The organism is Cyclonatronum sp., assembly GCF_022565315.1.
Lineage (GTDB): Bacteria > Bacteroidota > Rhodothermia > Balneolales > Cyclonatronaceae > Cyclonatronum.
This window is the reverse complement of the sequence record NZ_JAIUMX010000054.1, coordinates 1-23769: the sequence shown is the minus strand read 5'-3', so window position 1 is coordinate 23769 and position 23769 is coordinate 1. Positions and strand designations below refer to the sequence as shown.

Sequence of the window (23769 nt, the reverse complement as noted above, 5' to 3'; positions counted from 1 at the left end):
TTTTAACGGCCTGCAGCAAATGCCCGTTTTCCTGTATCAGCTCTGTCAGCGTTTCACAGGGATCGCTTCCGCCCAGCATTTGCAGCTGTGAGCTTATCACAGATACAAGGTTTACCAAAGAATGCATGTCAATTTCTGCGAGTTGTGTATGCTCAAGCGCTAACTCTTGTGTTATTTCCATATCGCTGTCTCAGTTAAAAATAATGAGCCATTTTTTATCAAAATGATGAATGTTCCTTAAGTTTGCACCACAACAAAACATCCGATACCGTAAAGAAGCTGCCCGTCCGGGTTTATAACAATTCTAATGCAGTTATTCGATTACATAATGTAAGGATAATCTGAAATAAATATCCCAAGCAATCCCCCGTGAAGCAGGTATAAGAAACGCTTTTTCTATGTGCTCATCGCAGCATTCACCCCAAAACCGCTATTTTGTCTGAATCCGGATTACCCGAAGCAACTCCCCCCTGCCCTCTTTGCCGCGAGGCCGTAAACCTCCGGCCGTTTCCGGGCCAGGATCAGCGCCGCTATCAGTTGTGCCTGAACTGCAAACTGATTTCAGTTTTGCCTGCCGACCGTACCGACGCGCAAGAGGAACAGCATCGCTACAAAACCCACAACAATGGCCCTGAGTTTGAGGGGCACGTTCGCTTTCTGATGAACGCCATCGAACCAGCCCTGCCCTACCTGAAACCCGGCAGCCGCGGGCTCGACTACGGCTGCGGCCACGTACCCACACTCAGCGTGCTCCTGAACCGGCGCGGCTTCGACTGCCTTGATTACGACCTCTACTTCTTCCCCGAACTGCCCGCGGGGCCTTTCGACTTCATTTTTTCTACCGAAACCTTTGAGCATTTTGGCGAGCCCGCTGCCGATATCAGCCGCATTGCCGCCCTGCTTAGGCCGGGCGGCATTCTCACGGTAATGACACTTTTCTGGCAGTCCGAAGAAATGTTCCTGAAGCATTTTTATTTCCGCGACACCACACACTTTGTGTTTTATCACGAGGATACCATGCAGTGGATTGCCAAAACTTACGGGCTCGAGCTGCTCTTCAGCGATGCGTACCGGGTGATGGTTTTCCGGAAGAAAGGCTGAAGCCGGGGCCGGTTTCGCTGCCCTTATTCCGGCCGAAGCAGGCTGAAGTACACGATGCCGAGCTTCCGGCTTTTTTCCACCCGAAAGCCGTGATCGCTGAACAGCTTGAGCGATTCGGTTTCCGACCAGAAGGAAATGCCGCCAAGCGCGGAGGCTTTTTGGGCGAGCGCCCCCGCGAAGGAGTCCGCACGGAGCAGGTGCATCATAAAGAGGCGGCCGTCATCTTTAATTACGCGCCGCATCTGATGCAGGGCCGCGGCCGGACTCCGGAACTCGTTCAGGCTGCCGCCGCAAACGAGCAGGTCGGCCGTTTGGGCATAAAACGGCAGCCGGCTTACATCGGCTTTGAGCAGGTAAATATCCGTTTTTTCGGCAAGGGCGCGTTTGCGGGCCTCATCGAGCATGGGGGCGGAAAAGTCGATGGCAACCACCGCGGCTTCGGGCTCCTTCGCGGCAATACTGCGGGCGTAGAAACCGGTGGAGCAGCCGAGGTCGAGCACAAGCTCGCCGGCTTTCGGCTGCGACCACTGCAGCAGCAGTTCGCGCTCATCATCAAAAGAAAAATCCTCGCCCGAAAGAATCCCGATGGAGCGTTTGCGCCAGGTATCCTCATAAAACTGCGCCGTAGGGCTCACAAAATTGCTCTGCTGCGCCGCACTCAGCCCGGCCGGTTTGCCCGGCAGGTACTCAATAATGCTATCCCGGATGCTGATGCTGTCGCCCGCCGCCGAGCTGATGTCCCCGTTGAGGCGCTCCTGCAGTTTTACGGCCTCAGGCGGCACCTGATAGAAGCTGCGCTCATCGAGCGGATGTTTAAGGGTGAGTGCGGGACGGTTTTGTGGATGCGGCATGAAACGAATCTGCGGTTAGAGTACGGGGTTATGAAGCATTGACCTTCCTGAATATAAGCTGTTTACGGGCGGTGCCCAATGCAGGTTTTGGTGTGCCAGGGCTGCGTATCAGCTGTCTGCATTTTCTCCCGGATGCAGCGGGTAAAACCGAAACCGGTGCCGCTGCCCGGCAGTGATTGCGTACAGGCCGGCTTACTCGTATGCTTGTGTTAGATTCTTAATTCTGTGCTAATTTGGGTATCTTTGCCCAAAACTGCCTCAGCATCAGTCAGTTGCCAATTCCGGACCCTTGCTATCTGCAAATATGAACCTTTTCGCGCTTATCTAATTCCGCAATGACGCTGCTTCAGGAGCATCCCAAATACCGCCTCAGACGTGACAAACTTGTGCAGACACTGCTCAGGAAGGGAATTGTTGTGAAGCCGGTTCTGGAAGCTATCGGCCGGATACCGCGACAGCTGTTTATTGATTCCGCTTTTGACGCCCGCGCTTACGACGACAGCCCCCTGCCCATAGGGCACGGGCAAACGATCTCGCAACCCTACACCGTAGCCCGGCAAACTGAACTGCTTTGCCCCCAGCCCGGTGAGCGTATTCTCGAAGTAGGCACCGGCTCCGGATATCAGGCTGCCGTATTGCTTGAGCTTGGGGTGAAGCTGTACTCAATCGAACGGCTGCGACCGTTGCATGAAAGGGCCCGGGACACGCTTCGTGCTCTCGGCTACACGCAGATGCAGCTCAAATGCGGCGACGGCACGCAGGGCTGGCGGGCCTATGCCCCTTTCGACGGCATTATCGTTACGGCCGGCGCACCGGTAGTGCCGGAAGATTTGATTTCGCAGCTCGCCGACGGCGGACGCCTCATCATTCCGGTGGGCGACGATCAGGGCCAGCAAATGCTTCGCATCATCCGCAAGGGTGATGAATTCATTGAAGAAGACCACAACACCTTTAAATTTGTGAAACTAATCGGCAAAAAGGGCTGGGATGCCCCGGGCACCTGAGCCGACCTGAAATACATCACCCTACCCCTGTACCCCTCTGAGCCCTGCTGCGGCTTTCTTTTTATATATGCAACCATCCTCTGATCAAAAGAAAACAGACGAAACCCCAAAGCAAAAGCTTTCCAAAGATTACACAAGCCTGCGTGAGCTGCCGCTGCTGTTCGGCAAGGCTTTTATTCTCGGAGCTGCCGATGTAGTGCCCGGGGTAAGTGGCGGCACCATGGCGCTGATTCTCGGTATCTACAAACGCATGCTCAATGCAATTAAAAGCATTGATGTAACCGCAATCCGACAGCTTTTCACTTTTCAGCTCGCACAGGTTTTTGAGCGGGTGCACTGGAAATTCGGGCTTACGCTGATACTCGGCATTTTCTCGGCGCTGATTTTTTTCACCAGGGTTGTGCCCCTGCCGCTTTTTATGTACAGCGACCCGGAACTGATCTACGGCCTGTTTTTCGGGCTTATTGCCGGCTCTATCGTGCTTTTGCTGCTGGCAGTTGGCAGCTTCAGCTGGAAAACCCTCCTCGCCATTCTTGTAGGCACGATCACCGGTTTCTGGGTTGTAACGCTGGTACCGACCGATACCCCCGACCACCCGCTTTTTCTGATTCTTACCGGCACGCTTTCGATTTCGGCCCTGGTGCTGCCCGGCATTTCAGGTTCATTCATCCTGCTTATTTTGCGAAAATACGACACCATTCTGGGTTCTATCGGTATGCTCGGCACCCCGCAAACACTTGAAGCGCTCTTCATTTTGGTGCCCTTCGGTATTGGCGTACTTGTTGGGCTCGGTGCCTTTGCAAGGGTGCTTTCCTGGTTGCTCGACCGCTATTACATCATCACACTTTGTGTACTGATCGGCTTTATGGCAGGCTCGCTCTACATCATCTGGCCGTTTCAGGAGCGGACCTTCGTGCCGTCTGAGCGGCCGCAGATTGTTTCGGCTGAAAGCAACCTGGCCCGCCTGGCCGCCGAAAGCGAGCCGACCCAGCGTGCTCCGCAGTATTTTATTCTGGGTGATATCGTAAACCCGGAAGCACCACAGGAAGAGCAGCTTGTGGAAGTGATTGTGGTCAAAAATCAGCTGCTTTCAAGCGAGCCTTTTATCCCGCGCTTATCTGAGGCTGATCAGGACGAGCGGCTCTCAGCAGGCCAAAGTGCCGTAAACCGCGGCTACAGCATGATTTTCGCCGGGCTTGGCGCCGTACTGCTGCTGGGCTTTGTATCACGCAGAATGGGAGGCGGGGCCCTGTAAAACAGCTTTGTAACTGTTTAATTTGATTGTTATTCCGTACCTTAGAATTAGATTTGATTTTATTCTGTTATCTGTTTCCGGCCGTTTTCGGCGCAATGCTTACCGGTACTGATTTCCAACCTTTTATCCGATTCCAAACTTATGCTGAAGCTCAATAAAATTCTGGTCCCGACCGATTTTTCTGACGGTTCGAAGGATGCCTATAAATATGCCCGCGCACTTGCCAAAAAGTTCGGTGGCAAGATTGATTTCATGCACGTTATTCCGATGCTGAAATACCTGAATGAAAGCATCCGCAAGCTTGGGCTGCCGCTTGATATGGATAAGGATATCTACCCTAAAATTCTGACCGACGCCCAAAAACGCGCCGATGCCGAGCTCGAAATTGCTGTACCCAAAGAAATGCGCGGGAAAGCAATTGTTAAAATTGACCGGAAGCCTTCCGAACGTATCGCTGAATATGCCCACAAAAAGGGCTATGATATGATTGTGATGGGCGCTATCGGTTCCCACAAAAACAAACTCCTGAAGGGATCAACTACAGAAAAAGTTATCCGGCAGTCTGAAGTGCCGGTACTTGCCGTTAACGGCGATATCCCGCCGCAGGGTATCAATCGTGTGCTGATTCCGACAGACTTTTCCAGCCTTTCCATCTCCGCGCTTGCTTACGCGGCGAGTATGGCCACAAGTTTCGGAACCTCCATCACCATGTTACACGTGATGGAGCTGTATGGCAGTCCGCTTGAAAACCTGCCTAAAGGCGAAGGCGAGCCCGGCCGCGGAGATACGGAATCGATGACAACAACAATTCTTGCTAAAATCAAGAAATATCTGGAAAACAACCCCCTTGGCGAAGATCAGTGGTCGCTCGAGGAAAAAGACGGCAGCTACTACCTCTGCCCGGTGGGCGACGACAGCCGCCATATCAGGTTTAATGTTGTAATCTTGCGCGGAATCTCAGCCCATTATGAAATTTCTGAGTTTGCCAACTCGGAATCAGACATCATCGTGATGGCCACACACGGCAGAAGCGGCCTCTCGCACCTGTTCCTGGGCTCAACAACCGAAAAAGTTATCATGAGTTCGGAGATCCCGGTGCTGACCATGCGCCCCTTTAAGAAAAAATAGGGCTGTCGGTTTGGCACGCGGGTTTATGGCACGCGGATGACGCTGAACGTGGCGGATTTTTCGCGGATTTTTTGATTTCAGGACGAGAACCGTTTCCGGAGTCACCCCTCTCCCGACATCAGGCTTTGCCCAAAACCACGAAATCCATCACGGGGGAGAGGCCCGGGGGTGAGGGAGCCACGGCACCCCGCTGCCCCAGGCAAATATGGCCTGCTGACTTTGGTATTTTCAAACCCGGATTATATTTCACGCAAAGCGGCAAAGGCGCAAAGTGCTTTAATGCCACGGCAAATGCCATAATATCAAAGCCATAGCGACACACTGACACACTGACACACTGAAATACTGACATACTGAATAAATCAGTCCAGCACAATGGTTTCATCTTCTTCCGGCTCGGTGCGGATGGAAGCCATTGAGCGGTAGTGCTGATAAATGTATAAAATATTGTTTACATACCGCACGGGTTCAATACCGCGGGCATAGCCAAACTGAACAACTTCGTGGTTGTAGTACTCGGCATACATTTTTTTCTCGAGGTAAACCGCAACATCGTCCCAGGAATCGGGGTTAGCGCCAAAAGCATCGGCAAGGCGGCGGGCATCCTGAACGTGCCCCTGCCCCACATTGTAAGAAGCGATTACAAAACGCTGCCGCTGCACAGGGTCTTCGATGCGTTCTTCCCAGTAATCTTCAAGCCATTCGATGAAAGCTACGCCAGCCTCGATGCTTTCACGCGGATCACGGGGGTTTTGCGCGCCGAAGGCCCGGGCTGTGCGGGGCATCAGCTGCATCAGCCCTACGGCACCAGCCCATGAACTTGCATTGGGATCAAACTGCGATTCCTGATAAATGAGCGCCGCCAGCAACTTCCAATCCCAGCCGATGCGCGCTGCATTGGCCTGTATCAGATCGTCATAATCGGAAATTTGCCCGCCCTCTGAGAACAAAAACTGTGAAGAAAGCCGGTTCCGGAAAGCCCTGGTATTTTCAAAATATTTGTTGTAGATCACGTAGTACTCGGAATCCCGCTGATAATTACTCAGCCAGCTGTCGAGAGCTTCCAGTAGCTCCGGGGCGTTTTGCCTCACGCCCCAGGCGGTCTGCTGCGGCAGACTCACCGGCGTTTCAATATCCAGAATAGGGAAATATGCCCGGTTAAGCCGGGCGATATTTTCATCGGCAATGGTAAAATTAATTTCACGCTCAGCCACCATGCGGATGAGCTGCTCGGTAGTGAAACCGGGCTCAGCAACAACAATATCAATGTCGGCACCGATTTCATCTTCAAGATTGCGCATGCGCTCCTGATAGGCCGAGGCGCGGCGCACTACTACTGTTTCACCGGCAAGGTCGATCGGGCTGCGCAAAAGAGTGCGCTCAATTTCATGAAGGCGCATCTGCCGCCAGCCGTCAGGCTTGCGCTGCACCAGCACCTGCCGCGTTGTGTTCAGCGGCACCGTAAACGCGATATCCTGCCGGCGGTCGCGGGTGATGGTGAGCCCGTAGGCAATAAGATCTCCCTCTCCGCGGTTAAGGCGCGCAAACATATCATCGAGGTCGCGCGCTACAATCAGCTCCAGCTCAAGCCCGTGCAGCTCCGCGAAATGATTGAGCAGCTCATACTCATACCCCATCGGCTGCCCGCGGTAAATAAAGTAGCTTACCGGGCTGTAACTCGTGATGGCACGAAGGGTGCCCCGGGCCTGAATTTCGGTAAAATCAACCTCTACCTGCGGACCGCGGGCCGGTTCTGAACCTGAATCTCCTCCGTCTGAACCACAGCCGGCAAGCAGCAGACTGCCCGCTAATATGGCTGTAAGCAATGGTAATTTTAAAGATTGCGTACGCATGGTATTTTGGCTTATTCCGTGAATCCCGGTTTTAATTCGCAAAACAGACCCTCTTGAAAGCTTGCGTTGTTGTAAAAGCCGGCAAATCCACATCATTGATTTATAACTCAATATAGTAAATGACGCTCAGAACTAAAAAAGCCCTGCCGGCGGGCATCGTTCCGCTTTTTTTTTAGGGGGATGCCGGCCTTTGTGCCTGCTTCTGCCATCACAGGCCTGCAAAGAGTGCTTCTGCTTGAGAACCCCTGTATCACGGGAATTCCGTATATTCAGCCGCGCTTTGGGAGGTTTGTGCAGGGCGCGCGGGTCCGGAATGCGTACCACCGGCCCCGGCCTTAGCCCCTTACCCTCCGCCGGCTTCCGAAACCGGGAGCACCCGGAAACACATCCCCCGATAAAAAATAAAACCCGATTTACCCCCAGCTGATGATTGTTTTAGGCATAGAATCTTCCTGTGATGAAACCGCCGCCGCCGTTTATACCACGGAGGGCGGGCTGCGCTCGAATGTGGTGGCATCCCAAACAATTCACACGCGCTTCGGGGGGGTTGTGCCTGAACTGGCCTCAAGGGCGCATCAGCAGACGATCTGGGGTACGGTAGCGCAGGCGCTCGATGAAGCCGGCCTGAAGCCCGATGAGGTGGATGTGGTTGCCGTAACGCAGGGGCCGGGCCTGATGGGCGCGCTGCTCGTAGGCCTTTGTTTTGCAAAGGGTTTCGTGCTGGCCAACGGTAACCGGCTGGTCGGGGTGAACCACATGGATGCACACATGTACGCCAACTTCATCGATCATGAGCCTGTGTATCCGTTTTTGTGCCTTACCGTTTCGGGCGGACACACACAGCTGACCTACGTGCCTGAGCCCTTCGAACACCGGCTGCTCGGCAAAACCCGCGACGACGCCTCGGGGGAAGCTTTCGATAAAATCGGCAAGATATTGGGCCTGCCCTACCCTGCGGGTCCGGTGATGGACAAGCGCGCGCAAAACGGGAACCCCCGGTTTCACGCATTTCCGCAGGGACTTTTGGGGGAGGGATTCGATTTCAGCTTTTCGGGCCTGAAGACTTCGGTGCTCTACTACCTGCAAAACAAGGGGGATGAAGCCGCGCAGGCTGCTTTTCTGGCCTCGCATCTCGATGATGTGTGCGCGAGCGTATCACATGCCATCACCGAGGTACTGGTGAAAAAGCTGGAGGCCGCCATGGATGAAACCGGCTGCCGCACCCTTATGCTGGCCGGAGGCGTGAGTGCGAACTCCATGCTGCGCGCCAAAGCCGCAAAGCTGGCCGAGCGGCGCCGTGCCAAAATGCTGATCCCCAAAATGGCGTATTGCACCGATAATGCCGCGATGATTGCCGTAACGGGCCACATGCTGGCGCAGCGGGGCGCGTTTAGCGACATGCGGCTCAAGCCGTTTGCCCGGCTGAAGGCTTAGAACAGGATCGCTTCCGGCTGTGATTCACGGGCAGGTCCGGAAGATGTAAGTATCCCGAAAAAGGATGTTTCTTTCCCGCGCCAATCTTTTATTTTGCAATAAGGACTGCCCCTGCCCTGTCTGTTCATCTGACTTTTTACCTCATTACTAACTGACCATGATTAGCGTATCATCACGACTACGCGCAAAGCTGTGTTTTGCGTGTACCCTCTTTTTCCTGTTTATTGTACCCGCTGCGTTTGCACAAGTGCAGCTTCATTCCGTTGCAGAGCAAGTATCTGACGAAATAGCGTTGCGGCTTTCCGCACTCCAGAAACCTTACGAAGTACAGATCAGGGCGGTCGAATTAAACGCGGAGGTGTTCACTGCTGATAACCTGCGGGAAGCCTCCCTCATCGAAACGGCTTTATTTGGCGGCAAATCGCTGCTTACCGAAATATCGCGGGTAACGGAGCATCAGCAGGGCAGCAAAAGCTTTGTTTCGGTTGACCCCGAAGGGCAACGGATATACGTGGTTGGAGCCTTGTTTGAAGGTCGTTATGCGGCGACCATTCTGGATTACGAAAGCAACCGTTTCTATACCATTCGCCCCGATGCTTCGGGCAGTCTGCACCGGCTCAGCGAGATTTCCTACACGCTTGCGGCCTTCCCGGCCTGCAGCACCGGCGAAGCCGAAACGACCTACAGCGAGGCCTGGATGCAGCACCCCCTGCTCGGCAACTACCGCGCGGCAGCCCCGATGATGCCGCAGCTGCCGGCTGACCTCATGGAAGACACCCCCGGCGACCTTGACCTGCTGCTGGTGTACACCCCGAATGCAGCAGCCTGGGCCCTCGAAAACGAAGGCGGCATCGAACTCTCGGTCGCCCTGAAAATGGGGCTGAGTCAGCTTTCGCTCGACCTCAGCGATATCAACATGGAAGTTCGGCTGGTCGGGCTGCGCGAAATCGACTATGATGAAACAACGGAATCAAGCAGTACTCATCTGCGCCGTATCACGACCTCGCCCGACTTTTCTGTTTTTGGGCCGGAGTTTGAGGGCTTCCTTGATGAAGTTCACGACTGGCGCGATGAAACCGGGGCCGATCTCGTTGCCATGCTGGCCGAAGTGAGCGATACCGGCGGCATTGCCTGGCTGCTCACCAACCCTAACGGGCGCCCCGAGCTGGGCTTCTCCCTGAACCGGATTCAGCAGACGACACGCACCTTCACCCTTATCCACGAAATTGCGCACAACATGGGCAGCGCGCACAGCCGGAATCAGGGCATTCAGCCGGCCCCGCCTAATGGCGCGCTGTACGTTTTTTCGACCGGCTGGCGCTGGGACGGCAATTTCGATGAAAGTTATGCCTCGGTGATGGCCTACACTGAAAATTCCCTCGAAGCTCCGGTTTTTGCCAATCCCGATATCATGTGGGGCGGCGCGCCGAGTGGTGCCCTTGAAGGGCCCTTCGCCCCGGCCGATAACGCCCGCTCGCTGCGGCTGGCCAAGCATATCGTGGGTAATTACCGGCCGGCACAGTTTGGCGGCCCCGCACTGGGCGGCATGCCTGCGGCCCTGAGTGCAGAGCTGCTGCCGGGTGAGCAGACGAGCCTGAGCCTGAGCATCCCCAACACCGGCGAAAGCTGGCTGACCTGGCAGGCAGTGATCGGCTCCGATGAATCGCAGTATGGCAGCGCGCCCCTGCTGGCCGAAACGCAGTTCGGAGCAGAGGAAGGCTTCGGCACCGGCAGCTACGACAGCTTCAACGGCTGGGCCCTGCTTAACGACGGCACCGGGGCCGGCAGCTTTCAGATTTCGGAGGCCAACCCCTCGGCCGGTCAGCAGCACCTGCGCCTGCCCGGGTTTGAAGGCTTACAGACCCCCTACCTGCTCGGGAGTCCGGCGTTTTTCGATGCCGCTGGCGTGAATGCTGTTGAATTCAGTTTTGATCATTTCCTGCGCAAAAATACCCGCTACCGGGTGGTGTTTCCGCTCAGCAGCGGACAGATCGAGCTCGAGTTTCGTCCGTTCGAAATTGTGGCCTATTACCGTGATACCCGCAGCGGCGGGGTCGTACAATCAGTGCGCTCCTACAACTTCAACTACCTGCGCGGCAGCTACGAGCGGATTGAGGTCATTTTCCTGGCCGCGGAGCAGGAGCTCCTCCTCCGATACGACGGCGCAGAGGTTTTCCGCTACAAAAGCGACATGATTGAAGAAGTGCCCAACCGGATGTTCTTTTTCTGGGGAAGTTATACCGGCTTTCAGACCGATATTGATATCGACCGCATTGAGGTGCGCGCATTTGACGCGGCAAGCGAGTGGATAGCCGCGATGTTGCCCTACGCAGGCAGTGCCGAAGCCGGTACAAGCGATCAGCTGAACCTGAACCTGCGCACGGCCGGACTCGAGCCGGGGCAGTATGAGAAGGAAATCCGCCTCATCACCAACGACCGCGAAAACGGCAGCCTCAGCATTCCGGTACTGCTCACCGTTGTTCCGCCGACGAGCCTTCCGGGCGAAACCGGCACTGAGCTTGCCGGTCGGGTGCAGCTGCATCAGAACTACCCCAACCCCTTCAACCCGGCAACGACCATCGGCTTCACCCTGCCCGAGGCAGGCGAGGCGCGGCTTGAGGTATTCAACCTTGCGGGTCAGCGGGTCGCTACCCTGCTCGACGGCCCAACGGCAGCGGGCACACATCAGCTCCGCTTCGACGCAAGCGCCCTGAGCAGCGGCGTGTACCTCTACCGCCTTCAGGCCGGCGGCATGGTAATCAGCCGCAGCATGGTACTGGTGAAGTAGCTCGCTTATGGCACGCGGATCGGGCGGATTTTCAAACGCTGATTTGCGCGGATTTTTTATATTTGTACTCCCATACAACAGTAAAATGATGCGTAACTGCAAATGTCTCTGCTGCACAAAGATCTCACAGATAAAATCTTAAAAACCTTTTTTGATGTATATAATCAGTTGGGTTTTGGATTCTTAGAAAAGGTTTACCAGAACGCCATGTACTGCGAATTGAAAAGCAGAGGCTTTGAGGTTGAAGCACAGAAGAAAATCAGCGTTTATTACAAAAAAATTGAGGTCGGCGAATATTTCGCTGACCTTATTGTTAATGACCTTGTAATTATTGAGCTTAAGGCTGCTGAAGCAATTGTAAGTGCAAATGAAGCTCAGCTGTTAAATTATCTTAGAGGCACTCGGATGGAAGTTGGTTTGCTGCTGAATTTTGGTGTACGGCCTGATTTCAGAAGGAAAGTTTTCATGAACAAAAACAAGCGGCAAACCAAATCATAAAAAAATCCGCGTGTATCAGCGCTTGAAAATCCGCCAAATCCGCGTGCCAAATCCGCGTGCCATTAACCCGTAAACACGTTCAGCAGGAAGAGCTTTATGAAGCGATCGTTCCAGTGCCAGGTGTGGCGGGCGTCGGGGTGCAGGGGGATGCGGTTGAAGCCCGCGGTGATGCCGTGCTCGCGCAGCAGGGCGGTGAAGTATTTGCAGCGGTCATGGTTGCCCTCAAGGCCGTCGCCGGCGGCGCTGCGGATCCAGAACATGGTTTCCTGAATTTCTTCCATGGTTACGGGGTCGGCGTAGCGTACGAGTTCGGCGGGGTTCCAGGGAGCGAGGGCTTCGGGCGAGCGGGTTTCGGCGGGGCCGAGGGCGGCATCGGGTACGGCTGACTTCAGCCAGATTTCATCCGGCGCATTGGTGCGGATGTCGGTTTGTGCATCGAACATAAACAGGCCGTCGTAAATCCCGGCATGATCGAGGTAGCCGGGGAAGGCGGTCGCAATAAGCGCGGTGGTATAGCCGCCGAGCGAGAAGCCAGCAGCAAGCCGGAAGCCGCCGCTCAGCTTACTCTGATACCGGGCCTCAACATAAGGAATGAGATCGAGGGTCAGGAAATCCCAAAACTGTCCGGAGCCGAGACCGTCGCGGGTATCGGCTGACGGCAGCAGGCTGTTGATACCCATACTGTGCCTTTTGCCGTCGATGGAGGTGAGCCCCGGAATTACCGCCATCACCGGGGGGATTTGGCCGGAGCTTATGAGTGCATCAAGGTCTTCGATGGTGGTTGTGCTGCGGCTGTCGTCTTCATCTATATACACAAATTCGCGCTCATGGCCGCGAAACAGGTATAGCAGATGCATATCGGAGAGGTTGCGCATATTGGGTGGTTCGTAAACAAACACATTGCGCGAAACCCCGAGCGCCCGCGACCGAAACGGCAGCACCCGCAGGGCTCCGTTCAGAGAGCTTTTATGGCGTGCCAGAATGTTTCGGTGAAGCGGGGTAATCATGAAAAACGGGTATTCAGATTAGCGGACACCCGCAAAGGTCTCCACCAGTTCGGGCCGGTTGTTTTCAACCGCCCGTTTGAGGAAGCCGGGAATGATGTGTTTGTGCGTGCGCTCGATATAGCCGGGGTCTTTCAGCCCCTGAATGATGGACTTGTACTTGGTTTCACCGAACTCATCCACAATTTTTTCCCGCTGCTCTTTAGAGGAAAAGTGATAGAGCATGCCTTCAGGATCGGCTTCGGGATGGAACTGCAGGGCAATCATTTCCTTGAGCAGGCGGATGCCCATCACGGCGCGTTCGAGGTCCACATGTGGCCGCTCTTTTTCGAGGCACAGAATCTGTGCACCCATCTCATCCATCAGGTCTTTGCGGGGCTGAAGAACCTGCCAATCGCGGAAATCAGCCGCGTGAAACGGGTTGGGCAGGTCTTTGAACATGGGGTCAACCAGGCCCTGATCGGTCTGATGCACGGGGTAAACCCCGAATGACTGCTTCTTACGCGGGGTCACTTCCGCAAAGCTGAAATGGCGTGCTACCATCTGATAGGAGTGGCAGATAAACATGGCGTATTTCGGCGGCGTGAGCTTTGCCGAGTTGTAGTTCCACAGATCATCCAGGAAGTTGAAATAGTTGATTTCCCAGGTTTTGCCTTCGCTGTCGAAGGGGCTGCCGGGCCCGCCGGTTGAAATATAAATATCGAAAGAAAGATCGGGGATTTCACCCTTGGAACGGGCATCAAAAACGGTGTATTCAATGGGCGCACCATAAAAAGCGCCGGATGAATCACTGATCAGATTTTTGATACAGCGCATTCCCTGATTGGGCACTCCATTGTATAAATCAATGATAGCTGCGCGCAGCGGTGTTGTTGAAATCATAAAAAACAAATAATGCGAAAGAAAATAACAAAGCTAAGCTAAGCAAAGAAAAGTAAAGCCGGTTACAGCGCTGTGCTGTAACCGGCCTTTTTATAAGGTACTACAAATAGCGGGCAATAAACAGCGGAATGCTGCCCCCGCCCGCAGTTACGTTGGCCAGGTTGGAGGGCGAGGTGCGGGTAAGGCATCCGCCCATCATCGGGCCGTTGAGGTAAGGGTCGAAGTCAATTACGGTGTTTACGGATTGCCAGGTGCCTTCAACGGGCAGCAGGAAGGGCTGCCGGCCGATTTCGATCACTTCCTGAACCACATAATCAAGCTGAAGCGCCTGATTGATGGCCGTTTCCCAGGTATCCTGCGATTCCTGAAACCCGAGCACTACGCCGTGCCCGCCGTAGTCGTCGTTGGGTTTCATGATGAAAGTATCCCGGTTGCGGCGAATGAGCTCCAGCAGATCCACATTCGCCCCGCGGTACCTCACCCTCGAAGGCTTCAGCTTGCGGGTCCAGGGGATGTGGTCGCGGATGGCCTTCAGCTCGGCCTGATCCAGCACGTGGTTGTAATCGGGATCGGTGAGCAGGGCGAAGATCATCTTCTTGTGCACCAGCTTCGAGCGGAAGGAATTCAGGTAACAGGTTTTCTGTGCCTTGTAGCCTTCCAGATAAGCCGCGCAGTCGTACTGAATCTCGAAGAACTCGTTCATCAGCAGGCGGCGATAGAGGATGTCGATCTTCTTGCCGTTGGCGTAAATCCAGCCGTCACGACACTCAAGCTCGCGCGGATCGCAAATCTCGGCTACGTGCCCCTGTCGCTCAAGGTACTCTTTAATGAGCACAAACTCCGGGTAGGTCGGCACATCGAGGTGATCCACAATCGCAAAGCTCGGCTTCTCTTCAAAGCCGCCGAATTCCTCATGGTAGATTCGGATCAGCCCCTGCATGGTGTGCTCCAGCGGCGATACAAAACGAACCGGATAGCGCTCGGTAAACTTCTGGAAAACCGGAAGCTTGCGGTAGATATTGGCCATCTCCTGCATATAGGCGATGCCCGCAGGTACTTCCGCGTTCAGCTCCACAAACTTGAAGGAGTTATCCGTGAGGAAGGAATCCAGCCGGGCCGTGGCCGACATGCGGATTACGTTGGTCGGGATGGCGCAAAGCTCAATCTCATAAGGAGTGAGCCCCAGATGATCCAGCGTTTTCCGGTTGTTGAAAAAAGTTGCGGCAATTTTGAGAATCGCCTGCCTGATCACATACACCGTATCGTGGATGTACTGAAAGGTCTTCTCCCCCATCACCATAGGCCGCAGCGAATGCGTAAGCGGCCGGCCGCCAAACAGCACATTTTGCTTGTGTTGCATCTCAATCAGCATTTCATGCTGCTCGGTTGCGGCACTCAGGTCGGAAGTAATTAAGTGGTTGTAGTAATCTACAGCCGGTTTACTTGGACTTAGCATCGGGCTCCAGAACTCCGTTCGCAGTAAACTGTGGGGTCTTGCGCTTCTCGAGGGCTTTCTCGACGGCGAACTCGGTCATGTGCTTCACAATCCAGTTGAAGTTTTCGACGCCAACGGAGTAGTAATCGGCATCAGGGGCCGGATTCATGAAGTCGATGGCATAGGGGATGCCGTCGCGTACGGCGAACTCCACGGTGTTCATGTCGTAGCCGAGCGCTTTGCAGAGGGCGAGCACGTCGCGCTCCATTTTCTTCATAAGTGCATCGGGCACGGGCTCGTGCGAAATATCGTAGTAGCGGCGGTGCGGCTCAGCATCAGGGTTGTAGCGCATAATCTGCGTGTACTTGCGGCCGATGCCATAGCAGCGGAAATAATCTTCAAACTCGATGCCTTCCTGCAGCATCATACAGTCCGTGCCTGACTCATTGTAGGCCTTGAAAAAATCATGGGCGTTGTTACACTTGGTAACCCCGCGCCAGCCGCCGCCGTCGAAAGGCTTGAGGAACGACGGGAAGCCGATGTACTCAAAAATAGGGTCCCACTCAATCGGAAACTTCAGGTTGCGGAATGAAGTCGATTCTGTATTCGGCGGATGCTGATTGTGTGGCAGTATCACCGTTTTGGGCACAGCAACGCCGGCCTGCTGCGCGATGATGTTATCGATAAATTTATCATCGGCGCTCCACCAGAACGGGTTGTTGATGATGTAGGTGCCCTTCAGCGAGGCCCATTTCAGATAAGAGCGGTAAAACGGCACTTCATGCGAGATCCGGTCGATGATAACGTCATAGCCGGGATCGGCATCCATATTTACGGCTTCCAGCTGAACAAACTCCGCCTTTACCTGCGATCCGAATTCCTTATTAATATTATGTACCAGTGCATCGGGGAAGGTGGTCTCCATCCCCCGTAAAACGCCAATTTTTTTCATAGTCAGTATTTTGGTTTGAAGATGATTAAAATTAAATGAGGTCTGCCGGCTAACCAGCCCCAACAGAAAAGCCGCTTATACAGGGCTTAGAGTAAATGTTTTGCAATCATGCCACGCCAGGCCGGCCAGTCATGAATGATGCCGGGGCTCCACACATCAAGCTCGTACCAGATTCCTTTCTGATAAAGAATATGACAAAAGTGTTTAGTTGCATCAAGGCAAATATCGTGATCGCCCACCACAAACCGGAGATCATTGCGGCGTATCTGCTCCAGATGGTCGTGATTATGCATATTCGGCATAAAGTCAACCGGATTATTGAAATACACATTATCACCGTTGTGCCCGTCAGCAAAAGCACGGATATCGTACTTGCCGCTCATTGCAATAATCTTGCGGAACGTCCATGGGTGCTTCAGTCCGAAATTCGCCGCATGATATGCTCCGAAACTTGCACCGCTCACGATAATGTAGCGGTTGGGATTATTATTATGGATCAGCGGTACTACCTCATCCAGCACATAGCGCTCATACTGCTCATATCGGGCAAACCGCACATGCGGGTGTACCCCGCGGTTATAAAAGCTTTCGGCATCCACCGAATCAAGACAGTAAAACTGATTTTGCCCGCTCTCCACCTTATCGCGAACGGCTTCGATCATCTTAAAATCTTCCCACTCATAGTATCGACCGTTGCTTGAAGGGAACACCAAAACCGGAGTGCCGGCATGTCCGAAAATCAGCATTTCCATATCACGGCCCAGGCTCGGACTCCACCACTTAACAAATTGTCTGTGCATCAGAATTAGGTTGAAATGTCGGTTTAACGGTTATAATTTACAGTTGTAAACCCGCTAAAATACACCATTTCATGCTGATAAGGAATATTCGGGTAAACTTTTAATTGGCTTCTTTGGCTTCCTCTGCAGCCTGCAGTCTGTTTTTCGGGGGATGCACGCTGTAGCCTTCCCTCCCTCCCCTACCTCGGGAAATATCAGGGATACGCTCGCGGCAGTTCACCAGAAAAGCCAAACAAAGACCGCCACAGATGCTGGCAAATTAACAAGTATGAAGACGTTGCGGGCCTTTTTTTAGGCGTGCGCCCTGCACGTCGGTGTGATGAACTACTCGCACAAAACGAGCAGAATTAAACTGTTAAGCCATTAAGCTCTAAACTTCATGAAAAATAATAGCACCAAAAGCTGACAGCTTAATCCGGATCGTGCGTTGCGTATCCTATTTCATCGCCTGATTCAGTTCGAGCAAATCCCACTTGTTTCCATAGAGGTCCTGAAAAACGACCACTGTTCCGTAGGCTTCAACCCGCGGCTCTTCGCTGAAAACCACGCCATTCGCTTTCATCCGTTCGTAATCGCGCCGGAAGTTGTTGGTTTCCAGAAACAGAAAAACACGGCCGCCGGTTTGGTTGCCCACAAACTGAGCCTGCTCGCTGTTTCCGGCCTGCGCAAGAAGCAGCTTCGTTCCGCCGGAATTTGGGGGTGCTACCAGCACCCAGCGTTTCCCGGCACCGAGATCGGTATCTTCGACCAAAGTGAACCCAAGCTTTTTGGTGTAAAAGGCAATGGCATCGTCGTAGTTTTCGACTACCAGGGTGATGCAGCCAATTTGCTGCCGCACTATTTCAGCCATTCAGGCTTCCTCTTCATTTAAAAATAAAACGGATTCTGCACGGTCGGGAAATGTTCGGGAAAGCACAGCATTCATTCTTAAAAATCCTCGCGGCTTGTGCGCCACCAATAGGCGGCAGCGAAAACCGCACCCCACATCAGGGAGAGCATCACTTTGGCAGCATCAAGACTCACGGACTCCGCACCACCGGCAATCACCCGCAGCGGACTCGGAATCAGGCCGTTGAGGCTGTTCACCGGCAGGAAATCGCTGAGGCCACTCGGATCAATCCATCGCACCACAGCCTCGATAAACAGGCTCCAGAACAGCACAACCAAAAAAGAGCCGGCGGTATTTTTGAGGAAGCTGTTCACGAGCAATGCCATCATCACAAAAACAAAAAAGTACAGGATGTAGGTGAGCAGAAACGGAAAAACCGCGCTCATATCTGCCGCTGAAATCAGGATGCCGCGGTTCCAGGCCAGGCCAAAGGTCGCACCCGAGAGCAGCAGCACGGCCGAAAGGCTGAACAGAGCTGCAAGCGCGATGTCGCTAAGTACCAGCCCGGCGCGGTTCTGCCCTTCCAGCAAATACTGCCGGCGCAACCCGAAGCAGTAATCGCGGTTGGTGAAGCTCACCATGAGCAGCACAAACAGATGAACGCCGTAGCTGCCGGCGAACATCAGGTAGTGCCAGAGTCCGCTGCCGTCGAGGGCGAAAAAGCTGCCGAGGTCAAGCTGTTGCTCGTTCACGGTTAGCTCCGCGGAGAAAAAGATGCGGAATATTAGGGGCACAAAAGCCGCATAAAGGGCAAGCACGAGCCAGAAGAGCGGATAAAACCGGAGCTTGAGAAAGTGCACGGTAAGCAGGGCTTTCACGGGCGGTCCTCCAGGGCTTTGAGGAAAGAGGTTTCGAGGCGGGTGTGTACCTGCTGCAGGTGGCTCAGGTACAGGCCGTTGCCGCTGAGGTAGCGGTTGAGGGCGGCGGCATCGGTGCCGGGTTTGAGGCGTAGCTGAAGGCGGCCTTCGGCTTCCGCCGGCTGCGTGCTCAGAACGGCCTCATGCTGCTGAAGCAGCCGCAGCAGTTCAGGCAGGTTTTCGGGGGGAACGCCGATTTCGAGCAGCAGACCGGCTTCGGTTTCGGCCGCGCTTCCGGCGCGAAGATCGCGGACTTCGAGCAGACGCCCCTGCTTCAGGATGGCGGCGTGCGTGCACACTTTTTCGACCTCATCCAGCAGGTGGCTCGCGAGAATGATGGTCCGGCCCTCGGCGGCAAGCTGCACTATCAGCTGCCGGATATCGATGATGCCCTGCGGATCGAGGCCGTTAGTCGGCTCATCGAGAATGAGCACGCGCGGGTCGGAGAGCAGCAGCGCGGCTATGCCGAAGCGCTGCTTCATGCCGAGGGAAAATGCCCGCAGCGGACGGTCGGCCGCCCCGCTGAGGCCCACTTTTTCGAGTATCTGCGGGATCAATGCAACGCGCTTTTGCGCATCCATGCCGCGAAGCCGGGCCATGTGACCGAGCTGTTCTTCGGCGCGCAGCTTGGGCAGGAAGTTGGCTTTTTCAATAATCGCCGCGACCTGCGCGGAAGGCTGGTTTTCAGCGGCACCTTTCCAGGCGTAGGTGCCGGCGGTGCGGTGCACAAGACCGGTGATGACGGAGAGCAGCGTCGTTTTGCCGCTTCCGTTGGGGCCAAGCAGGCCGAAAACGGCGCCCTCGGGTACCTCAACCGAAACGCCGTCGAGGGCGCGAATACTGCCGTAAACTTTGGTCAGGCCGGAAAGCCTGAGAACTGATTCCATATTTGCAGGGTAACTGATTGGGAGAGCAAGCCCAAAGGTACGAATTAATCTGCCGCTTGTTGAGGGAATCGAAACCGGCCCGCCTGCGTTTTTCACGCTACGCCCCCCGCCGGTTTGCCTGAGCCGGGCTGAGGTGCTATTTTCACCGGGGAGCTTCCTCATCACCCTAAAAAAAGAATCCCATGTGCGGCCGCTACGTGCGCTTTTCGACCAAAACAGAGCTTGAGCATCATTTTGAATCCGAATTCAAAATTGACGGGGAAGCAGGCGCGAGCTACAATGTAGCTCCGGGCACCCTCAACCCTGTGGTGCTTACGGGCCGGGCGCAGACCCGCGGCATCACGCTGATGAAATGGGGCCTGATTCCGCCCTTTGCCGATACGCCCAATATCGGCTACAAAATGATGAATGCCCGCTCTGAGACGATTCACGAGAAGCCGAGCTTCCGGCCGGCTTTTGAACGCAAGCGCTGCCTTGTGCCGGCCAACGGATTTTTTGAATGGCAGCAAACGGGGTCGGCGAAAATTCCGCACTTCATCAGCCTGCAAAACGAGCCGCTGTTCGCGTTTGCGGGTTTGTTTGAGCGCTGGCTTGGTCCGCACAACGAGGCGGTTTTCAGCTACACCATCATCACCACGCAGGCCAACCCGCTGCTGGCACCGCTGCACGAGCGCATGCCGGTGATCCTCCGGCCCGAACAGTACAACCCATGGCTCGACCCGGCTCAGCGCGATACCGAAGCCCTGCGCGCCCTGCTGCAGCCCTACCCCGCCGAAGAAATGAGCCTTTGGGAAGTGCCCGATGATGTGAATAAGGCCACGGTAAATCACGCGGATTTAATCAAACCGGGAAGCGGCAGCCTTCAGGCGCCGGGTCTTTTTTCGTGAAGTGCCCCTCAGGGCAGGGTGAAGGCATGTTTTTTGGGCGGGTCCGGAAGGTTTTGAAATAGGTTTTTCTCTATTAAAACCACCGCAGGTGCGACCCCGCTGGGGTCGGATATTGGGGGCTGCGGCTTTTTGCTATAAACATGCGACCCTTCTGGGGTCGGGAGTTTGGGTGCGGGTGCCGTCTTTGCTAAAAATATCTATCTCCTTTAGGGTCGGGAGATTGAAAGCCGCGGGTGGTGAAAACTTTGGGGATTTTCAGAATGGGGGAAAGTCAGCTTGTTCAAACTGCGGGTAATTGCAAAAAAGGTGCAGCCTTCAGGCGCCTACTCTTTTTTAGGCTCTGTGAAAGATACTTCGTTTTGCCCGGGCTCTTTGCCGATTTGCTCTTCCATTTCTTTGCGGAGCTTCTGAATGGTGAGTCCGCTGGTGAGGGAGCCGTTTTTGGAAACGGAAATCCGGCCGGTTTCTTCAGACACAATCACCACAAAAACGTTGTTGGTTTCACTGATGCCCACAGCCGCCCGGTGTCGGGTGCCAAACACGGAGCTGATGTTAGGGTTCTGGCTGATGGGCAGGTAGCAGCTGGCCGCCACAATGCGGTCATCGCGGATTACGACGGCGCCGTCGTGCAGGGGGGTGTCTTTCTGGAAGATGGTTTCGAGCAGCTGCGCCGATACGATGGCATCGAGGCGCTGACCCGCATCAACGAGATCCTGCAGGGCGGAAGCGCGCGCAAATACGATGAGGGCGCCGGTTTTTACTCGCGCCATGTTTTTAACAGCGGTGATCACTTCTTCAATCACCTGATTGGATTCGTTGGTTTTGAAGAAGCGGTCGAAGCTTGTGTTATGACCGATGCGGTAGAGCAGCTTGCGGATTTCAGGCTGGAAGAGAATTACGAGTGCAAGAATACCAACATCGGTAATGCGCAGCAGGATGAAATTGATAGTAGTGAGGCCAAGCACACTCACAATGGCATTTACCGAAAAAATGACGATAAGTCCGAAAAATACAGAGATCGCAAAAGTACCGCGGATGAGGGTGTACAGATAGTACAAAGCACCGGCAATAAGCATGGTTTCAACCAGCTCTTTGATGCCAAAATCCAGAAAACCAAAAAAAGTCAAGCGGGCTCCGTGCTGTAGTTACCGTGTGGAATAGTCGCGAACTGCTGTAAATATACGAATTGAATCGGAGGCTTCCTGCACATCATGTACACGAATGATGCCGGTACCGGCCATAAGCGCATGGTAGTGCAGGGCGATGGTGCCGGCGAGGCGGCCTTCAACCGGTCGCTGCTGCAACAGCTCTCCGATCATGGATTTACGGGAGGCTCCTACAAGTACGGGATAAGCAGCCTCGGCAAGGCGATGAAGGCCCCCGAAAAGCCTCAGGTTGTGTTCGAGGCGTTTCCCGAAGCCGATGCCGGGGTCGATAATGATGTGTTTCACCCCGGCCTTATGCGCAAGCTCAGCCTGCACGGCAAGAAACTGCTGCACTTCTGCGAGCACGTCGTCATATTGCGGGTTGCGCTGCATGGTTTTGGGAATGCCCTGCGCGTGCATGATTACGAGAGCCGCGCCGTATTCAGCGGCTAACTTGGCTTTCTTCGGGTCGCGCTGAAGCCCGCTTACGTCATTTATGATGTGCGCACCGGCATCGAGGGCGGCTTTGGCAACTTCGGCTTTCATGGTATCAGCCGAGAAGAGCAGCTCGGGGAAGGCTTTCACAGCCTGCTCAAACACGGGCTGCACCCGCCGGATTTCCTCCTCTGCGTGTACGGGCTCACTGCCGGGCCGGGTAGATTCACCTCCGATATCGATTATTTCGGCCCCCTGTGCGGCCATTTCTTCTATCCGCTTCAGGGCGGAGGTTATGGATTCGAAGCGCCCTCCGTCAGAGAAAGAATCGGGGGTTACGTTCAGTACGCCCATCACTGCGGGCCTGAGCAGTAGTTTGGTTTTTGTGAGTCGGGATAGCATACACTTGTATTCAGATAAACTTACAGCAAGGTTAAGGGTACATCAAAATAAAAAAGCCGCTGAGGAAACCCCAGCGGCTCATCAAACAGATCAGACTGTATTACCAGTCCTGCACAATATCATCAACTGATTTTTCTTTATCAGCCCATTCATCTGCCTCGGGCATGGGGTCAACAGTTTCGTTGATCACTTTATCGTCCCATTTTTCAGCGAGTTTTTCATTCCACTCGATGTAGTGTTCCCACTTTTCGGGCACTTCATCATCAGGAAATATTGCTTCAACGGGGCACTCAGAAACGCAGGCATCACAATCGATGCAATCATCCGGGCTGATTACCAAAAAGTTGGGGCCCTCACGGAAGGCATCAACGGGGCAAACCGATGCGCAGTTGGTATATTTACAATTGATACAGGGTTCTGTTACTACGTAGGCCATATTTAGCTGGTATTTGTTGAGCGGTTAGCAGACGTTAAATCTTTCTGATACAATCTAATCAGGCACAAATGTATCGTGATGTGAAATTAGAACCAATTCAAATTGAAATCCATTCACGAATTACCGGATACCTATTTACCGCCTGTTTACAATCGGCTTCAATACAGCCGGGTCACCGTCATTGGGTGCAGGCTCAATATTTAACAGATAGGCCATCAGTTCATAAATATGCACAACAGAAAAGGGCTCAATCACTTTGCCCTGATGGAAATCGGGGCCGGCAGCCAGGAAAAATGAGTGCATATCCGGGTAGGCATTATCAAAACCATGCGTACCTGCCAAAATGCCACGGCGCTCGAAAAACGACCGGCTTGTGATTGTCCAGCCTAAATCAGCAACTGCTACAACATCCGGTACGCGGTGATGGCCGCCAAAGCGCCAGCGCTCCGGCAGGTCTTGTTTCATATATACCCGAAAGTTGTCTTCAGCGGCTTTCAGTTGATTGTAAACGAGTTCGGTATTGCCTTCCGTAGGCTGCAGCATCACTACCGGCGACCAGTTGATGACATTAACATGATCGAGATCAATGATGTCATCAAGAAACACGAGGCGGTCCTCTGAGAGGTCGATCATGCCGTGATCGGAAGTGATGAGGATGTTGACTTTCTGCCCGAGACCGTGCGCGTTCAGGCCGTTAATGAGCTGCCGGAGGATGCCGTCCACATACGTGAGGGCTTCCATGGTTACTTCATGATAGGGACCGTGTGAGTGCCCGCGGCTGTCAACACGACTGAAGTACAGGGTAATAAAATCCGGGCGACTATCATCTTCGAGGGTAAGCCAGGT

The 23769-nt window shown here is 54.2% G+C and carries 23 protein-coding genes; 8 read left to right on the top strand and 15 right to left on the bottom strand.

Annotated elements, in window-relative coordinates:
• A partial coding sequence (locus LAT75_RS09655) for a hypothetical protein (protein ID WP_291482452.1) occupies positions 1-181 on the bottom strand: 181 nt, incomplete at its 3' end.
• A 254-nt stretch (positions 182-435) separates the two neighbouring features.
• Here LAT75_RS09655 and LAT75_RS09650 point away from each other — a divergent pair.
• Positions 436-1101, top strand: a complete 666-nt coding sequence (locus LAT75_RS09650; protein WP_291482451.1) for a class I SAM-dependent methyltransferase — start codon at positions 436-438, stop codon at positions 1099-1101.
• Between the two features lie 23 nt (positions 1102-1124).
• On the opposite strand, the gene LAT75_RS09645 is transcribed toward LAT75_RS09650, so the two are convergent.
• On the bottom strand, positions 1125-1952 hold the full coding sequence (locus tag LAT75_RS09645; RefSeq protein ID WP_291482450.1) for a class I SAM-dependent methyltransferase: 828 nt from the start codon (positions 1950-1952) through the stop codon (positions 1125-1127).
• A gap of 335 nt (positions 1953-2287) precedes the next feature.
• Here LAT75_RS09645 and LAT75_RS09640 point away from each other — a divergent pair, with 335 nt between their 5' ends.
• The 3 genes from LAT75_RS09640 to LAT75_RS09630 all read left to right on the top strand — a co-directional run bounded on the left by LAT75_RS09640 (position 2288) and on the right by LAT75_RS09630 (position 5339).
• Positions 2288-2956, top strand: a complete 669-nt coding sequence (locus LAT75_RS09640; RefSeq protein ID WP_291482449.1) for a protein-L-isoaspartate(D-aspartate) O-methyltransferase — start codon at positions 2288-2290, stop codon at positions 2954-2956.
• 67 nt (positions 2957-3023) lie between these two features.
• Positions 3024-4211: a DUF368 domain-containing protein gene (locus LAT75_RS09635; protein ID WP_291482448.1), complete on the top strand. Its 1188-nt coding sequence runs from the start codon at positions 3024-3026 to the stop codon at positions 4209-4211.
• A gap of 141 nt (positions 4212-4352) precedes the next feature.
• Complete coding sequence (locus LAT75_RS09630) at positions 4353-5339, top strand: universal stress protein (protein WP_291482447.1); 987 nt, start codon at positions 4353-4355, stop codon at positions 5337-5339.
• Between the two features lie 362 nt (positions 5340-5701).
• Here LAT75_RS09630 and LAT75_RS09625 read toward each other — a convergent pair whose 3' ends face one another.
• Positions 5702-7192, bottom strand: a complete 1491-nt coding sequence (locus LAT75_RS09625) for a transporter substrate-binding domain-containing protein (protein WP_291482446.1) — start codon at positions 7190-7192, stop codon at positions 5702-5704.
• A gap of 426 nt (positions 7193-7618) precedes the next feature.
• On the opposite strand from LAT75_RS09625, the gene tsaD reads away from it, so the two are divergent.
• From tsaD to LAT75_RS09610, 3 genes are all read left to right on the top strand, one after another.
• Entirely contained in the window at positions 7619-8626 is a 1008-nt protein-coding gene (tsaD, locus tag LAT75_RS09620; RefSeq protein WP_291482445.1) for a tRNA (adenosine(37)-N6)-threonylcarbamoyltransferase complex transferase subunit TsaD, read from the top strand.
• Between the two features lie 157 nt (positions 8627-8783).
• Complete coding sequence (locus tag LAT75_RS09615; RefSeq protein ID WP_291482444.1) at positions 8784-11414, top strand: zinc-dependent metalloprotease; 2631 nt, start codon at positions 8784-8786, stop codon at positions 11412-11414.
• A gap of 102 nt (positions 11415-11516) precedes the next feature.
• A complete protein-coding gene (locus LAT75_RS09610; protein WP_291482443.1) occupies positions 11517-11912 on the top strand; it encodes a GxxExxY protein in 396 nt (131 codons plus the stop codon).
• 62 nt (positions 11913-11974) lie between these two features.
• Here the strand turns inward: LAT75_RS09610 and LAT75_RS09605 are convergent, their stop codons facing one another.
• The 8 genes from LAT75_RS09605 to LAT75_RS09570 form a co-directional block, all read right to left on the bottom strand.
• Complete coding sequence (locus LAT75_RS09605) at positions 11975-12919, bottom strand: alpha/beta hydrolase-fold protein (RefSeq protein WP_291482442.1); 945 nt, start codon at positions 12917-12919, stop codon at positions 11975-11977.
• A gap of 18 nt (positions 12920-12937) precedes the next feature.
• Positions 12938-13798 carry a hypothetical protein gene (locus LAT75_RS09600; RefSeq protein WP_291482441.1) on the bottom strand — a complete coding sequence of 287 codons (861 nt, stop codon included), beginning with the start codon at positions 13796-13798 and terminating at the stop codon, positions 12938-12940.
• A 100-nt stretch (positions 13799-13898) separates the two neighbouring features.
• Positions 13899-15254, bottom strand: a complete 1356-nt coding sequence (locus LAT75_RS09595; protein WP_291482440.1) for a hypothetical protein — start codon at positions 15252-15254, stop codon at positions 13899-13901.
• Positions 15238-16185, bottom strand: a complete 948-nt coding sequence (locus LAT75_RS09590) for a hypothetical protein (RefSeq protein ID WP_291482439.1) — start codon at positions 16183-16185, stop codon at positions 15238-15240. Before LAT75_RS09590 ends, LAT75_RS09595 begins: the two co-directional genes overlap by 17 nt.
• Before the next feature lie 86 nt (positions 16186-16271).
• Positions 16272-16985, bottom strand: a complete 714-nt coding sequence (locus LAT75_RS09585; RefSeq protein WP_291482438.1) for an alpha/beta hydrolase-fold protein — start codon at positions 16983-16985, stop codon at positions 16272-16274.
• 436 nt (positions 16986-17421) lie between these two features.
• Complete coding sequence (locus LAT75_RS09580; RefSeq protein ID WP_291482437.1) at positions 17422-17835, bottom strand: VOC family protein; 414 nt, start codon at positions 17833-17835, stop codon at positions 17422-17424.
• Positions 17836-17912: 77 nt separating this feature from the next.
• The gene (locus tag LAT75_RS09575) at positions 17913-18692 is read right to left on the bottom strand and encodes a hypothetical protein (protein WP_291482436.1); all 780 of its coding nucleotides are present in this window, start codon (positions 18690-18692) and stop codon (positions 17913-17915) included.
• The gene (locus LAT75_RS09570; protein WP_291482435.1) at positions 18689-19618 is read right to left on the bottom strand and encodes an ABC transporter ATP-binding protein; all 930 of its coding nucleotides are present in this window, start codon (positions 19616-19618) and stop codon (positions 18689-18691) included. The genes LAT75_RS09575 and LAT75_RS09570 overlap by 4 nt, the downstream gene beginning before the upstream one ends.
• Positions 19619-19800: 182 nt before the next feature.
• On the opposite strand from LAT75_RS09570, the gene LAT75_RS09565 reads away from it, so the two are divergent.
• Positions 19801-20505: an SOS response-associated peptidase gene (locus tag LAT75_RS09565; RefSeq protein WP_291482434.1), complete on the top strand. Its 705-nt coding sequence runs from the start codon at positions 19801-19803 to the stop codon at positions 20503-20505.
• A 323-nt stretch (positions 20506-20828) separates the two neighbouring features.
• Here LAT75_RS09565 and cdaA read toward each other — a convergent pair whose 3' ends face one another.
• The 4 genes from cdaA to LAT75_RS09545 all read right to left on the bottom strand — a co-directional run.
• Positions 20829-21632 carry a diadenylate cyclase CdaA gene (gene cdaA / locus LAT75_RS09560; protein WP_291482433.1) on the bottom strand — a complete coding sequence of 268 codons (804 nt, stop codon included), beginning with the start codon at positions 21630-21632 and terminating at the stop codon, positions 20829-20831.
• Between the two features lie 18 nt (positions 21633-21650).
• Positions 21651-22487: a dihydropteroate synthase gene (folP, locus tag LAT75_RS09555; protein WP_291482432.1), complete on the bottom strand. Its 837-nt coding sequence runs from the start codon at positions 22485-22487 to the stop codon at positions 21651-21653.
• A gap of 100 nt (positions 22488-22587) precedes the next feature.
• Positions 22588-22923 carry a 4Fe-4S binding protein gene (locus LAT75_RS09550; RefSeq protein WP_291482431.1) on the bottom strand — a complete coding sequence of 112 codons (336 nt, stop codon included), beginning with the start codon at positions 22921-22923 and terminating at the stop codon, positions 22588-22590.
• Positions 22924-23058: 135 nt separating this feature from the next.
• Positions 23059-23769 (bottom strand): nucleotide pyrophosphatase/phosphodiesterase family protein (locus LAT75_RS09545; protein ID WP_291482430.1); only part of this gene is annotated, 711 nt, incomplete at its 5' end.